Origin of the sequence: Desulfolutivibrio sulfodismutans DSM 3696 (assembly GCF_013376455.1) — a bacterium.
In the GTDB taxonomy this organism is placed as follows: Bacteria; Desulfobacterota; Desulfovibrionia; order Desulfovibrionales; family Desulfovibrionaceae; genus Desulfolutivibrio; species Desulfolutivibrio sulfodismutans.
Genome location: NZ_CP045504.1, coordinates 2,562,649 through 2,577,466 on the forward strand (window position 1 = coordinate 2,562,649; position 14,818 = coordinate 2,577,466).

Below are 14,818 nucleotides of genomic sequence, written 5' to 3' on the forward strand. Positions count from 1 at the left end.
CGCTGCGGGCCCTTGTCTCTTGGCGACAGGCTCTCCCCCCCTTTCGCATTGGGACGGGGCAGGTCGAAATGTAAGGAAAATGTCAGCCAAAAATGCGATCATGCAGCCCAGGCTGCCTCGAATCCGGGATGGATGGCTTCCGAGATTCCAGGCGGTTCCCATCGGCCCGAACCTCAACCAGAGAGGGACAGCACCATGCGCATCCGCCCACTGCGCTTCGCCTGCACGTTGCTGCTTGTTTGCGCGCTCGTCTTTTGCGCGGCCAATCCGCCGCAAGCCAGCGCCCAGAGCACGCAGACGCCCGAGAAGGAATTCGACATGCACGCGCCTTACGTACGTTATCACTTCCAGGATTCGGACATGGACTTCACCTTCGGATCGGTCGTGTTGGGCTCCATCAGTAACGGCGGGGCCGAGACCGGCGAGGCGTTTTACGTGGCGGCCAATATCAAGGACGGCGACGCCGCCAGCTGGCAGGAGCAATGGCTCAGGATGGCGGCCCGAGTGGAAGCCAGGGGCCGGAAGTCGCTGGACGGCGGACACCTCATAAGCGCCCGCGAGCAACTCATGCGCGCCTCCAACTATTATCGCTTCGGCCTTCTGGCCATGATGCCCGACGACCCGCGTCTGAAGCCGACCGCGATCACGTCGCGTGAGGTGATGAAACAGGCGGGCAAGCTCTATGACCCACCGCTCGAATACATCGAAATCCCCTTCGAAGGGACCATGCTGCCCGGTTACTTCCGCAAGGCAGCCAGGGACGACTCGCCGCGCAAGACCCTTCTCATGCTGGGCGGGGGGGAGACCTTTGCCGAAGATCTGATTTTCTACATCATGCCCCAGGCCATCGAACGCGGCTACAATTTCATGACCCTGGACCTCCCGGGCCAGGGCATCCTGCCGCTTGAGGGCAAGACATTCCGGCCAGAGATGTACCTCGCGGTAAAAACGGCCGTGGACTACGCCCTCGCCCGAAAGGACGTGGATCCCGACCGGCTGGCCGTGTTCGGCATATCCGGCGGCGGCGGTTTCGCGCCCCAGGCGGCCCAGCATGATCCGCGCATCAAGGCCGTGATCATGAACGCCTGCGTGGTGGACGCCTATCCCCTGTTTGCCAGCATGACCCCCGTGGTCACGGCCACCCCCGAAAAAGTGGCCGCCTTCAACAGCTTCCACGGCAATACCGTGAAGATCGTAGCCTGGCGCTGGGGCGTGCCCATGGACAACGTGCCCGGTCTGGTGGAAGCCAACAAGGGCTTCAGCTTCGACCCGGCCAAGGTGACTGTGCCCGCCCTCTCGCTCGTGGGCGAGGGCGAATACGGAGGGGACGAGACCAAAAGGCAGCAGAAGCTTTGCCTCGACGGCCTGGCCAACCCCACGAAGCAGCTGGTGGTCACGCCGCTCAACGAGGGCGCGTCCAACCACTGCGTCATGGAAAACCGCAGCATCGTGGGGCAGGTGGCCTTCGACTGGCTCGACGACGTGTTCAAGAAGTAACGTCGGATCGCTCCAGGCGGCGCGTTATGGTCCGAACGCGTCGCCGACCATCCGTTCAGGACAAAGAGGACGTGGCCATGAAAAGCCTTTGGCGCGGCAAGGCCGCCTGCATCATGCCCCTTGTGGCCGCGGCGACGTCCGCGGGCTGCAGCTCCATTGGCCCTGGACGGATGGCCGTGCACAGCGGCGGCGTGAAGCCCCTGGACGCCTTTGCGGCCATCTCCTTCCACGGACACTGGTTCTGGGTTGATGGCTGCGATCTCTTGACCAAACGGGTGTTCTCCTTCCTCATGCTGGCCTTCACCCTGATGGAGGAGAAAGGCGACACCCAGCCACCCCAACTCACCATTCCAGTGCAATGACGAAACACGAAGGCAAAGACGTGGCCTCAGGGACGCCCGGAAAAGCCCAGGGCGTATCCGCCGCCGGACGGCTGGGACTCGCAGCGGCGGCCCTTCTTGTCGGCCTTTTGTCCGCCGCCCTGTCGGTCGGCGCGGCAGGAGACTTCGACGCAACCGTCAATCTGGAGAGCGGACGCCTCTCAGGCCGGATCGCGGGGGACATGCGGATATTCCTCGGCATCCCGTACGCGCAGCCCCCCACAGGCGATCTTCGCTGGAAAGCGCCAGGCCCGCCGCGCCCCTGGGAGGGCGTTCGCGACGCGACCGCGTTCGGCCCCGCCTGCGCCCAGACCGGACCGCTGGAGAACGGTTCCTCCGAGGATTGCCTTACCCTGAACGTATGGACTCCCCTTAGCGCGCGCAGCGAAAAACTGCCCGTGATGGTGTGGATACACGGCGGCGGGTTCACCTTCGGGGCGTCCTCCCAGCCCGAATACGAGGGGAGCGAACTGGCCCGGCAGGGGGTGGTGGTGGTCACGGTCAACTACCGCCTTGGTCCCTTGGGGTTCCTGGTCCATCCAGGCCTGATGGCCGAGTCGGAAGCAGGTGGAGGTGGAAATTATGGCCTGCTGGACCAGATTGAGGCGCTTCGCTGGGTCAGGCGAAACATTGCGGCCTGTGGCGGCGATCCGGACAACGTGACCATCTTCGGCCAATCCGCCGGCTCCCGCTCCGTGTCCCTGTTGACGCTAAGCCCGCTGGCTGCTGGCCTCTTCAAACGAGCCATCGCCCAGAGCGGCGGCCCCATCATCGGCTCCGAATACCTGAGCCCGGCTTTCAACGGGGACATGGCGGCCGTCTCGGCCATGGGCCGCTTGCTGGGTGAACGGCTGGGCTGCGCGGACAAGCCGGATGAACTCGCCTGCATGCGCTCCAAGTCCGCCATGGAGGTGCTCCAGGCGACCGCCACCGAGACGAGCATCTTCAAGGACGGTCTCTTCTTCGCCCCGGTCTTCGACGGGACCACGCTGCCGCGAGACCCCGCCGCCGCTTTGAACGACGCGACGAAGCCTCATGTTCCCATGATCGTCGGCAGCACGGGAAACGAGGGAACCACCTATCTGCGCGGCGAGTCCGGACTGACCACGGCCAGATACGAGGCGTTCCTGAAGGCGAGATTCGGCGAAAAATGGCCGGACGCCCTGGCGATGTTTCCCGCCCGGGGGGATGGCGACGTTCCCCGCGCCATTGACGCATTCATCACCGTGGCCGTGAACGCCCAGCCCGCCCGGTATGAGGCGCGCTCCCTGGAACGGGCCGGGAGCGAGGCCTGGCTCTACCGTTTCACGCGGCGGCCAAAAACCGCCCGCGCCCTCGAGATGGGCGCGTTTCACGGCGTGGATCTGGCCTACGTTTTCGGCAACATGAAGCAATCCGATGGCTACGAGCAGGCGGATCGCGATCTTTCCAGGCAGATGATGGCCTACTGGGTGAACTTCGCCCGCACCGGGAACCCAAATGGGCCAGGGCTTGTGGAGTGGCCCACGCATACTTCGGCGACAGACTTGAATCTGAATTTCGCTGACCACGTCTGGGTTGAACAACACCTCTACAACAAGCAATGCGACTTCATCGGCAGGGTGTCGCGGTTCAGGCTGGAGAGGGAGGTTCCGAAGCCATACACGAAACCAAGGGGTTCCCCATGACTCGCGCCCGCATCCCCACCCCGGTCCCAGCCCAGGCGATCCTCGTCTTGGTATTCCTGGCCTTGACAATGGCGCCGCAAGCTCTGGCCGTCAGCGGCATCGATTCCCAGGCGGCCGCCAATCCCCAGCATCGGGGCGCTGCCAGTGAACAGACCGCCACCCCCTCTCGGGATGATGGGGAGAGGTATTTGGACAAGTTCCTCTTCCATGAACGGCCGTTCCTTTTCCAGACCCTGTGGCGAGCGGGGGTGATCGCTACCGGCGGCGGAGACCTCGGGGAGATATTGACTGTAGCCAGCCAGATCACGGATGGCGACACGGAAAGCTGGCGCCAGGCCTGGAACGGCATGGCCATGAAACTGCGCGCCAACGCCGATGCCTTTCTTGCCTCCGGCCACACCCAAAGCGCCATGCAGGCCTATTTCAGGGCGACCAACGCCTTCCGGGCTGCGGGGGTCTACGAGTATGGTGACGAACGGGGAGTTCTGGCCTGGCAAGAAGGCCGCGACACCTTCATGAAGGCCGCCGCGCTCTCCAAGGGGTGTATCCAGCCCGTGCGGATACCTTACGAGCAGACCACCCTGCCGGGGTATCTGGCCACCCCGGACAACAGCCGCAAGAAACGGCCGCTGTTTCTGCTCCAGACAGGTCTGGACGGCACAGCGGAGGATCTCTACTTCCTCCTGGGCGTTGAGATCGTGAAACGCGGCTATGCCTGTCTGATCTTTGAAGGCCCCGGCCAGGGGGAGATGATCATCAAGCAGGGTTTGCCCTTCAGGCCCGACTGGGAGAAAGTCGTTACCCCGGTCGTGGACTTCGCCATGACCCTTCCCGGAGTGGATGCCGGGCGCATGGCCATTTTCGGACCCTCCATGTCCGTCCCCCGGGCCCTGGCTTTTGAGAAACGCATCAAGTGGGGCATTGTCGACGGCGGTGTCTGGAGCGTCTACGATGGAACCCTGAAGCAACTGCCCGAAGCCATACGGAAAATCGTCGATTCCCCGGACCAGGCCGCGACGGTGGATGCCCTCGTCACCCAGGAGATGGGCAAGAGTCTCGGTTTTCGTCACGCCATCAACCAGAGACTGTGGATATTCAAGGCCGAGTCGCCAAGCGACCTTTTCCGCAAGCTGAAGCCATACACCGTTGCTGACACTGTCGGTACGATCGAGGCAGAAATGCTGGTGGTCAACTCCAGCGCCGACAAGGTCAATGATTCCTTTGCCCAGGCCAAACTATTCTACAACGCGCTCGTGTCCAGGAAAACCTACCTGGAGTTCGACGCAAGCCAGGGCGCCCAGTCCCATTGCCAGGTCGGCGCCCCTCTGGTTGCCAGTGAGAACATGCTCAACTGGCTGGATGAACGGGCCAAACCATAAATCGAAGCCGGACGTCGGACGCTGCAACGTAAGCTCCGTGCAGGGCAATAAGACAGTCCAAGGAGGTTCCAATCATGCTGCTTCACGTTTGGAGATACGCCATTCCGGCGTTTTTGATCGGCTTCATCGCCTTGCTCGGCTCTCCAGGTCTTGCCGTGGCCAACGCCCAGGGCGGCATCAATCCGGCAGACCCCATGGTGCGCATCACCTACTCCAAATCGAACCTGGACGTTCCGGCCGTGCTGGCCGCCGTCAGCCGGGAGGTGTCCGCGTCCACGGGCCTGGGCGAGGAACTGATCACCTACTACTGGCAGACCTTCGACGCCGTGCACTGCATGGGCAAGCCCGCCACGGACAAGCCCCTGTTCGTGGACCTCTACGTGCCCGGATTCTTCACAGACGACCTTGTGGCCAAGATGATGACCGCCATCGCGGAGTCGCTGGCCAAGAACACGGGCCTGGACAAGAAGTGGGTCTTCGTCCACACCCATTTCCCCCTGCAGGGCCAGGTCTACATAGGCGGCGAGGTTTCCCATTGGGACAACTACCGGGGCAAACCCGAGAAGCCCGTGCGGGAAATGTCCGACCGGGCCATGGACAAATTTCTTTTTAACGATGGGGCCTTCGTCTTCCAATGCCTCTGGCGGGCAGGCCTCATCGCGGCGGGCGGGGCGGATCTAGGCGAGATGCTCACCATCACCAGCCAGGTGAAGGACTACGACAAGGAGAGCTGGCACCAGGCCTGGAACGGCATGGCCCGCAGGGTGCGCGACGCCGCCGACAAGGACGCCGCAGCCGGACATGGCGTGAGCGCCATGCAGCAGTATTTCCGCGCGACCGAGTACTACCGGGCCAGTTCGATCTACCTCTTCGGCAGCGATCCGCGCGGCGCTACGGCCTGGCAGGACGGGCGGGACGCCTTCCTGAAGGCCGCCCAGCTCTCCGAGGGGCGCATCAGGCCGGTACGCATCCCCTATGAAAAGACCACCCTGCCGGGTTATCTGGCCACCCCTGACAACACCAAGCGCAAACGTCCGCTTCTGCTCATCCAGACCGGCCTGGACGGCACCGCCGAGGATCTCTACTTCATCATCGCCGCCCACGCCGTGAAACGCGGCTACGCCTGCCTGATCTACGAGGGCCCCGGCCAGGGCGAGATGATCGTCAAGCAGGGCCTGCCCTTCCGGTTCGACTGGGAGAAGGTGGTCACCCCCGTGGTGGACTTCGCCCTGACCCTGCCCGAGACGGACCCCAAGCGCATGGCCATCATCGGCTACTCCATGGGCGGCTATCTGGTCCCGCGCGCCCTGGCCTTCGAAAAGCGCATCGCCTGGGGCATCGCCGACGGCGGGGTGGTGAGCCCCTTCGACGGCGTCATGACCAAGTTCCCGGCTGAGGTGATGAAGGGCGTGGACGTTCCGGCCCAGGCGGCCAGGGTGGACGAAATCGTCACCCAGGAGATGGGAAAGCACCCGGAGTTGAACCAGTTCATCAGCCAGATGCTCTGGACCTTCGACGCCAAGACCCCGAGCGCGTTGTTCTCGAAGCTCAAAACATTCAACCAGGCGGACACCATGGGCAAGATCGAGACCGAGATGCTGGTGGTCAACTCCAGCGAGGATGAGGTCGCCGCTTCCAACGCCCAGTCCACGTTGTTCTTTAACGGGCTGAAGGCCAAGAAGACCTATATGGAGTTCGACGCGTCCAGAGGCACGCAGTTCCACTGCCAGTTGGGCGCCCCCCTTGCCTCCAGCGAACGCATTCTCGACTGGCTGGACGAGAGGGCCAAGCCGGAGCAATAGCCAGATGCGGGGGGGGCGGCATGGCGCGGGCATGGCGGAGTTCCCCATGCCCGGGGATGAACGCCGCACTCCTGAAAGAGAACGGCCGATGTGGAGAGCGCGAGGGATGCCTGCGCATGGAAACGGAGGCTGTCCTCCACAGCACGGCACGATACGGGAGGAGATCATGAGTCGCCTGGCGTTCAGTGTGCTTGTCTGTTTGGCGGGTGTTCTCGCGTTGCTCGGCGGGTTCGCGGCCCCCACGGGAGCGCGGGAGCCGGACGTGGACCCGCACGCGGCCCACGCGGGCTTCCGGTTCAAGGATCCGGCCATGGACTTCGTGTTCGGCTCCCTGGTGCTCGGCTCCGCCGTGAACCACGGCTGCGAGATCGGCGAGGCGTTCGCCACGGCCGCCTTGATCAAGGACGGCGACGCGGACAGTTGGCGCGACCAGTGGCTGAAAACCGCCGCGCTCATCGAGGCCCGGGGCGAGAAAGCCCTGGCCGAGGGGCACACGGTGAGCGCACGCGACCAGTTCATGCGGGCTTGTTACGCCTACCGGGCCGCCCTGCCGTCCATGCTGCCGGACGATCCCCGCTTCGGGCTGGCCACCGGCAAGTGCCGTGAACTCCTGAAACGCGCGGGCAGGCTCCTCGCGCCCGAGCTTGAGTACATCGAAATCCCCTTCGACGGCACGGTGCTGCCCGGCTACTTCCGCAAGGCCTCCGCCGGGGACGCTCCCGCCCCCACGCTCATCATGATCGGCGGGGCCGAGACCTTCGCCGAGGACCAATACTTCTACATCGCGCCCCAGGCCTTCGACCGGGGGTACAACTTCCTGACCGTGGACCTGCCCGGACAAGGGCTCATGCCCCTGCAGGACCGTTTCTTCACGCCCGGCGGCATCGGCGCCTCCATCTCGGCTGTGGCGGATTACGCCTTGTCCCGGAAGGACGTGGACCCCAAGCGCCTGGCCGTCTACGGCATTAGCAGCGGCGGCGGCTTCGTGCCCATGGCGGCCGAGCGCGACGGCCGCTTCTCCGCCATAGTCATGAACAACTGCGTGGTGGACGCGGGCGCGGGCGTGACCAAAATGGCCGTGGCCACCGCCACCCCGGAGGCGGTGAAGGGCTGGTCCTCATTCAGCCGCGTGAGCAACCAGCTCATCGCCTGGCGTTTCGGAGTGGACAGGAACAACCTGCCCGGCCTGGTGGAGGCCAACAGCGGCCTGCGCTTCGACCCGGCCAGGGTGGCCATGCCAGCGCTCATCCTGGTGGCGGCCGGAGAATACAAGAGCGCGGAGATCGAGCGCCAGAACAGGCTCTGCCTGGACTGCCTGGCCAGTACGCGCAAGACCATGGTGGTTACGCCTGCCGCCGAGGGGGCCGCCAACCATTGCGTCATGGAGAACCGCAGCCTCATGAGCCAGGTGGTTTTCGACTGGCTGGACGTGACTTTCTCGCCCCGCTGAGTCCGCGCCTCAGCCCCTGACCGCCACTGGCTGGGCACGCGAGGGCGGGCGCCGTGCCCTTTCCTCAAGGGATTTTTTTGAGACGCCGTTGATCAGGGTGCGGCGGCGACACCCGCGAGGATCTGCTCGATGTCAGCCTCGGGGTATCCTTCGTTTCGCAAAACCGTGGCCAGACGGTTGGCCACCTGGCGGGCCTGGAGGACGGAGTGGCGGCCGTGCAGCCGGTACAAGAGCGCCCACAGAGAATCGTTGAGCGGATCAGGCCGGAGGGCTTTTTCCACGATGTCGATGGCGGCCTGAGTGCGGTTGATCCGGTCAAGATGGCCGCCCCACGTCAGAGCCAGGCGGGCCAGCGCAGCGGTGAGTTTGTGGCGGAATGCGCTGATTCGATCCCCGCCGGTGACTCCGGGGGCGAACTCCCCCTTCCAAAGGGCCGCCGCCCGCGAGAAGGCGTTGGCGGCCTGCCAGCGCTGCTGCAGGCGGGAGTGCTCCTGGCCCTTTCTCGCCTCTTCCAGGAACAGGAGCGCGTCCACCCGGCAGTTGGCCAGCCAGACCATGCCTCGCTCCCTGAACAGGTACCGGCCCGCGAGGCTTTGGGGCAACACCTCCGCGAAGGACTTGCGCAGGCGCGACATCATGGTGTCGAAATTGGTCCTGGTCGCCAAGGGGGAGCCGTCCGGCCAGAAGTGCAGGCACGCCGTGTCCTGGGGTATTTTCAAGTCCGGGGAGGCCAGGAGCAGACAAAGCAGCTCCCTTTGCCCCGGCGTCAGGGCCTCCGGAGGCAAAAGCGGCTCGCCACGGAAGAGTATGGCGAGTTCCCCGAGGCACCTGATTTCCAGGAGGGGAATGGATTCCCCCTGGTCCGTGAAGTCGTGACGGATGCGCTCCACCGCCAGTTTACGGGCGTAAGCGGGTTCGATATTTCGGGAAACGGCGAACCCAAGAACCTGCTCCATGCTTCCCGGCGTCCAGGCCCAGAAATGCTTGTAGTCGTTGCGGCGCATGAGCCCGAGGCCTTTGCGGATGTCCGTTGTGGCCGCCTCGCATTCACCGCGCAGCAGAAACGTCGCCGCACGGTTCATGAGCCCGCAGGACTCCAGATAGTCGGTAGGCATGGACCTTGCTTTCCGGATACCTTCCGTGAGCATGGAGACAGCGATGTCGTACTCGCCGCAGAAGCTGTGGACGATGCCGACAAGAATCTTGTGAAGCGTGATGAAATAGAGGCCTGCGGCCTGTTCCCGTAGCCTGGTCGATTCGTCACAGGCTGCAAGGGCCTCGGCTGTTTGTCCCTGAAGCGCCAGGACCACGGCCTTCAATTGGAGGGTCTGGCTTTTCAGGTGCGGGCTCAGGGCGTCGGCCTCTTTCGCGATGCGCAGGGCTTCCTCGAAGCGGCCCTGGTTGATGGCGATGTCCATTTCCCAGACGTGGCAGAAGGGGCCGACGATGCTCTGGGAGAACATATCCATGCCGACGGCATCCACAATTTGGCTTTTCTCGGTAGAGTAATTGTCAAAGCATCCGTCATGAAACAGGAAATTCATCAGCATCATGCGGATGGCCAGACAATGGAATGCGCCTACCTCGGAGCGAGGCACAATTTCGTGGGCGCGTTCCATCCACTGTCTGGCCATGGAGAGGTGTCCCGCAAATATCTTGATGTATCCCATGACCATCAGCATGGCCGCCTCGAAATTCACCAGGTGGTCTTTCATGGCCAAGGACAGGGCCATGTCCGCGTAGCGCGTGGCCGTGTCCACGTCGGCCAGAAAGATGACCCGACCCATGGCCATACTTCGGGCAATAAGGATGGTGGTGCAGGAATCCATGCCGCCTTCCAGGCCCTGGAAGAGTTCCTCCGCGCGTTCCAGGAGTTGTTCGCCTTCCCGTGAGTGCCCCGTGGTGGTGATGTGAATGGAAATGATGTGCGCAAGGCAGACAAGCTCTCCAAGCTCGTCATGCGCGGGCGCAAAGACCGCGAGGGCCTTGCGGAGCAGAGGCAGGGCATTGGCCGGGGCGCTATCCATGGTGGCCAGGGCGAGGAAGAGGCAGCCCCAGCCCAGGCGCGCCAAGTCCTGCTCTGGTATCGATCCCAGGATTGAGGAGAGCGTCGCCGTCTGGTTGGCCGCGAGCATGGCCGGACCCTGTTCGCGAAGCGCGGCATCGATGGCCTCCAAGTCGTCAGCCTTCAGGTAATGCCGCAGGGCCTGGGCGGGGGTGTTGCACCGGAGGTAATACGCGCCGGCATCCCGGTGCACCTTCCGGAGCGTCTCCGGAGCCAGCTTTTGCGTAGCCCTATCTCGCAAAAACTGCCGGAACAGATGGTGCAGTCCGAATACTGTGGAATCCGGAGTCAGATCCCGAATGAAGAAATTGCGCGCAGCCAGCTGATGAAGCCTTGCGTGGATATCCTCCCTGCCGGTGAGCCCTGCGGCAAGATCCACCGGGATGTCCTCCAGCAGCGACAGCACCAGCAACGGGTGGCGCAAGTCCGGTTCAAGCAGGGCGAACACCTTTCGCCTGAAATACTCGCGGATGTCCGAACATCTCGCGCCATCCCAACGGCCCGGAGGTTCGCCATCCCCCCCGCTGACCATCTGGAGCCCGAAAAGAAGCGCGCCCATGATCCAGCCGTCGGTCTTTCCGGATGGCTGGACAGTTTTGGTGCGAAGGCAAGCCATAGTCCGGTTGCTGCTCATGCCGCCTTCGAGGCTGATTGGTCTTTCCAACATACATCCATGGGCCGACGACCGTCAAAGGTCGTGTGCGGTCGCCGCTTATTGTCAAATTGAACCTAATTTCCTGTCATTTTATGGGGTTGACCCGTTCGGCAGTGAAGACCTTTGAGGGCGGGTTCGACCAAATTGGGTGACGGGCGCTTTCCCAAACTCGTCCCCCCTGGCATACCCCCTGGCGTCCCCCCTGAAAGGCGAAAGGCCGGGGTTCTGGCCCGGCCTTTCAATGTAACCTCCAAAAGAATCGGTGTGATTCGCTTGGCGTCCCCAAGGGAATTTGAACCCCTGTTATCGGCGCGAAAGAGGCGGAGCAGACGCATGCTCTTTTTCAATCCTCTTCATATACTTCGACTTTTTTGGTCCCCACGCGCCAGAGAGTACAGAGATGACACATGTGATGTGGACGAGCATGGACCATGGCCCTGCGCGCCACAGACGCAGGAACATCCCCCCGGCGACGAGCGTTTCTCCCTCCTCCAGGGCTCAGGCGATCCCGTGTTTCCGGCATGTGGCGCGCTCGTAGTCCTCGCGGATCAAATCGCGCATGGCGGCGCCCTTGGGGTCACAGACCAGGATGGCGGCCCAATCCGGTTCCAGGCGGACCTTCTGCATGAGCAGACCGTCTGAACCGAACCAGTACGGCAGCAACCCGCCGAGAAAATAGCCCCTGTCCCGGAGCACGTCCACGGCCCAGGACGCCGCCGCGTCGCCGAGGTTCAGGAATATCTGGACCACGCCCGGGTCGCCGGCCTTGGCTTCGGCTGCGGAAACGGCCTCGCCAAAATCCTTGCCGAGCCGGGTCACGGTCAGGCGCAGCAAGCCAGCCCCCTGGAGATGGAATTGGTCCGCCGCCGTGCGGCCTGTGGGCTCCTCCGAAGGGGACTCCACGCGGGGGAGCGCCAGTTCCGCGTAAACCCCCTGGCAAAACGCGCGATACGCCCGGGGCGTATGCGTTTCTCGGGTCGCGTTTTCGAATATCTTGAACATCAAAATGAGTGAGAGGTTGCGGGGCACGTCGCCCTCCCTGGCCGTGGTGGGGGAGGGCATGCATTCCGCCTCAAATCCGGTGAACGCCAGGCCGTGGGCATATAACAGGCTTTGGGGAGGAAGATGGTTGCAGACGGCCTCGCCGAAGATCACGGGTATCCGCAGCCTCCTGGGCAGGTTGTCCAGGGCCTCCTCGCTGAATCTCGCGGGGATGTTCCGTTTCCGGTAGCTTTTGAGGACCATGAGTTGCCCGGCCTCGTACAGATCGGGATTGGGGGCGCTGCGAAACAGTCCGGAAAGCCCCACCACCTCTCCCCCGGGGTCCGGGCGACCAAGGTATATTGGTCGTCCGTGGCGTTGCGGCGGATGATATCCCCGGGATCGTAGACATGCTCCAGCGGAAAGGCGTCGCCATATATCTCATAATAAGCCAAAGCTACGCCCAGAGCGTCCTCGGGACGAAAAAGCCCTATTGTGACATCCTGGCCGGGTTCGATCTCCCGGCGCGCCTCCAGAAGCTTCCGAATCAATCTCTCGCGTCCCATTTGCGGCTCCTCGCTTCACAGCGTGCGTCGGCGCATAACGGCGTCAGGCCGTGACGGCAGCCGGGCCGTCATTCCCCAAGGCTCACATCGACCACCGCCATGTTCTGGTTCAGGAAATCCACCATGGCGAATCGCGGGGCAAAGACCGGTTCTCGGTCCACCAGGCCGGTTCCCCGCAACAGGGAGACGAGGACTTCGCAGGCAAGGAGCGTGTTCGCCGCCAGCCCGCCGATGGCCGTGGTTGGAATGACGCCGGAGGCGGCTCCCCCGGCAATGCGGTCCATGGCCGGACGGTTGAAGAAGTCTCCCAGAAACGACGGCAACAAACCCCGGCTGTCGTCGGATTTCTCCTTTATCAGCCGCCAAAATTCCTCCGGCATCATGCCCCCGGGCTCGTGGGCCACCAGCAGGGAGCCGAAGCCGATGGCCCCGCAGGTGAACATGGGCAGACCGTGCTTTTGCAGCAGGGGAGGCGTCATGGCCTTGACCTCGTGCCCTTTTTCCGCGTCGATGACGCCGACATACGCGTCGGCCCCGGCCAGAAACCGTTCGAGGTTGTCCCCGGTGATGCCTTCCGGAAAGCAATCGAGCTCCACGCCTGGATTGATGGACCGGGCCAGTTCCACATAGACGTCGAGTTTGGGGCGGCCCATGGTATGGCCGAAGGCTCCGGCCTGCCGGTTCATGTCCGGCGGGTCGAAAACGCCGTTCTCCGCCAGCCGGAAGCGGGTCACCCCGCACCGGACCAGGGCCAGGAACGCGCCGCCGCCCACGCCGCCCAAGCCGGCAATGGCCACAACCTTGTCCCGCAAAACCGCAAATCCGGCCTCGGTGAAGATGGGGGCCGCCCGATTCAGGAATTCACCGGCCATGCTCACCCCCGACAAGCCGATGCGCAGTCGCAAAGGGAATAGACGGTTTCGCCGTGCCCATGGCGATCGTCGTCGCTGAGCCCCAGATCGCCGAGCAGCTCGGACATGACCTCGGGCTCGCGGTGGTAGCCGAGTTCCGCAACTTCCTGCAGTCCCTCCTCGCGGGAAAGCAGCCCGAAGGCCACCCCCGCGCTCACTTCCACGATGGATTGCGGGAAGAAGGTGGAACGCATGTTGCGAAAGCGCATGTACTGGCAGTAATCCTTGACCTTCTCGATGCGGCAGCTGGTGTGCAGCAGGCCCTTGTGCCCCGGAGGCATTTTCCAGTCCATCTCCTTTTGCATCAGCTCCGTCGCCGCGCGCCATGTGCCGTACAGCGAGTTTGTCTTTAAGCGGAGGAACTGCGGCACGAAAGCGGCTTCGTCCCTCCTGGCCCGTGTGATGAGCCGGTCGAGGGGCCCGTAAATCGGGTCGAGAATGCTGCGGATGGAGCGTTGGTAGCGGATGAACTCTGCAGCCAGGGAAAACGGATTGGCTGGCTCGGGCGTATGGGCCGTCATCTCCAGGAATTGCAGGGTCTGCTCGCGAATGGACGGCGGGGCGGGGCGGGTTTGCCCATTGCCAGCCTGCAGGCTGCGCATGACATAGCTCATGACCGCCAGTTGGACTTCCTCGACCCCCTGCATGACCACCGGAATCCGCTCTTCCGCCGCGAGCGGGAAGAAAAGGATATGGGCCACGGCCGGACAGAGACAGGGCAGGCCCACGTTGCGGAACTGGGAACGCATGGCGTCACGCGAGACGCTCCGGGGCAGGGTGCGTTCCACAAACTCGACACTCGGCAGCAGCTCGAGGGAGCGGCGGATGTTTCGGCGACAGGTGTCGTTGGTATAGGGCATATTCCAGGATGCGGCCAGGACGCGCAGCCCGAGTTTTTCGGCCAGATACCACAGCAGGTAGGTGGAGTCCTTGCCGCCGGTGCACAACACCATGACGTCGAAGCGGGAATCCTTGTTGTCGGCGGCGATCGACAGCAGCGCGGCATCGTCCACCATGTTGCGGGGCCCGCCGTCCTGCCCTGTCCGGGCGGCCTGCTCGTAGCACTGGCAGAAGGCGCACACTCCGTCCTCATCGAACTCCAGCCCCGGCAGCAGGTGGTCGTCGGCCACGCACCGGGTGCAGGTCTGCTTGCGCACGGCCGTGGACGGTTGCCGACGGTCTGTCCTGTCCACCACGACCTGCTGTTCGATCAAACGAAGGAAGTCCACGCTTTCGCGCACGGCCTGCGGCAGGCTGTCCAGGGACGCCGTGCCGTCCAATCCGGCCAGGGACTCGGCCAGAACATCCGTCACGGCCAAGATCGCGTCGTGATGGCGGGGCGGATTGCGCAACCCGTAATAGACCAGAACCTTCCCTTCCCGACTGTCCCGTACCGCCCATCGGTATTGAAGTACGGGATGCGATGGCATGCGCATGGCGACCTCGCTTCGATTTATGCAGGACC

10 protein-coding genes are annotated in these 14,818 nt (G+C 63.6%); 6 read left to right on the forward strand and 4 right to left on the reverse strand.

Annotated features, from left to right (window positions below; genetic code table 11):
- The first annotated feature begins 195 nt into the window (after positions 1-195).
- The 6 genes from GD606_RS11890 (at position 196) to GD606_RS11915 (ending at position 8,175) form a co-directional block, all read left to right on the forward strand.
- On the forward strand, positions 196-1,497 hold the full coding sequence (locus GD606_RS11890) for an alpha/beta hydrolase family protein (protein ID WP_163300560.1): 1,302 nt from the start codon (positions 196-198) through the stop codon (positions 1,495-1,497).
- A gap of 77 nt (positions 1,498-1,574) precedes the next feature.
- Positions 1,575-1,859, forward strand: a complete 285-nt coding sequence (locus GD606_RS11895) for a hypothetical protein (protein WP_163300561.1) — start codon at positions 1,575-1,577, stop codon at positions 1,857-1,859.
- A gap of 20 nt (positions 1,860-1,879) precedes the next feature.
- A complete protein-coding gene (locus GD606_RS11900) occupies positions 1,880-3,544 on the forward strand; it encodes a carboxylesterase/lipase family protein (protein WP_163300562.1) in 1,665 nt (554 codons plus the stop codon).
- A complete protein-coding gene (locus GD606_RS11905) occupies positions 3,541-4,923 on the forward strand; it encodes an alpha/beta hydrolase family protein (protein ID WP_163300563.1) in 1,383 nt (460 codons plus the stop codon). The genes GD606_RS11900 and GD606_RS11905 overlap by 4 nt, the downstream gene beginning before the upstream one ends.
- A 74-nt stretch (positions 4,924-4,997) precedes the next feature.
- Positions 4,998-6,725 carry an alpha/beta hydrolase family protein gene (locus GD606_RS11910; protein ID WP_163300564.1) on the forward strand — a complete coding sequence of 576 codons (1,728 nt, stop codon included), beginning with the start codon at positions 4,998-5,000 and terminating at the stop codon, positions 6,723-6,725.
- A 262-nt stretch (positions 6,726-6,987) separates the two neighbouring features.
- The gene (locus GD606_RS11915; protein WP_246298766.1) at positions 6,988-8,175 is read left to right on the forward strand and encodes an alpha/beta hydrolase family protein; all 1,188 of its coding nucleotides are present in this window, start codon (positions 6,988-6,990) and stop codon (positions 8,173-8,175) included.
- 92 nt (positions 8,176-8,267) lie between these two features.
- Here the strand turns inward: GD606_RS11915 and GD606_RS11920 are convergent, their stop codons facing one another.
- The 4 genes from GD606_RS11920 to GD606_RS11935 form a co-directional block, all read right to left on the reverse strand.
- Entirely contained in the window at positions 8,268-10,907 is a 2,640-nt protein-coding gene (locus GD606_RS11920) for a winged helix-turn-helix domain-containing protein (protein ID WP_176629290.1), read from the reverse strand.
- Positions 10,908-11,393: 486 nt separating this feature from the next.
- Complete coding sequence (locus GD606_RS11925) at positions 11,394-12,203, reverse strand: GNAT family N-acetyltransferase (RefSeq protein ID WP_176629291.1); 810 nt, start codon at positions 12,201-12,203, stop codon at positions 11,394-11,396.
- 307 nt (positions 12,204-12,510) lie between these two features.
- The gene (locus tag GD606_RS11930) at positions 12,511-13,314 is read right to left on the reverse strand and encodes a ThiF family adenylyltransferase (protein WP_163300568.1); all 804 of its coding nucleotides are present in this window, start codon (positions 13,312-13,314) and stop codon (positions 12,511-12,513) included.
- A gap of 2 nt (positions 13,315-13,316) precedes the next feature.
- The gene (locus GD606_RS11935) at positions 13,317-14,789 is read right to left on the reverse strand and encodes an adenine nucleotide alpha hydrolase family protein (RefSeq protein ID WP_163300569.1); all 1,473 of its coding nucleotides are present in this window, start codon (positions 14,787-14,789) and stop codon (positions 13,317-13,319) included.
- Positions 14,790-14,818 lie beyond the last annotated feature (29 nt).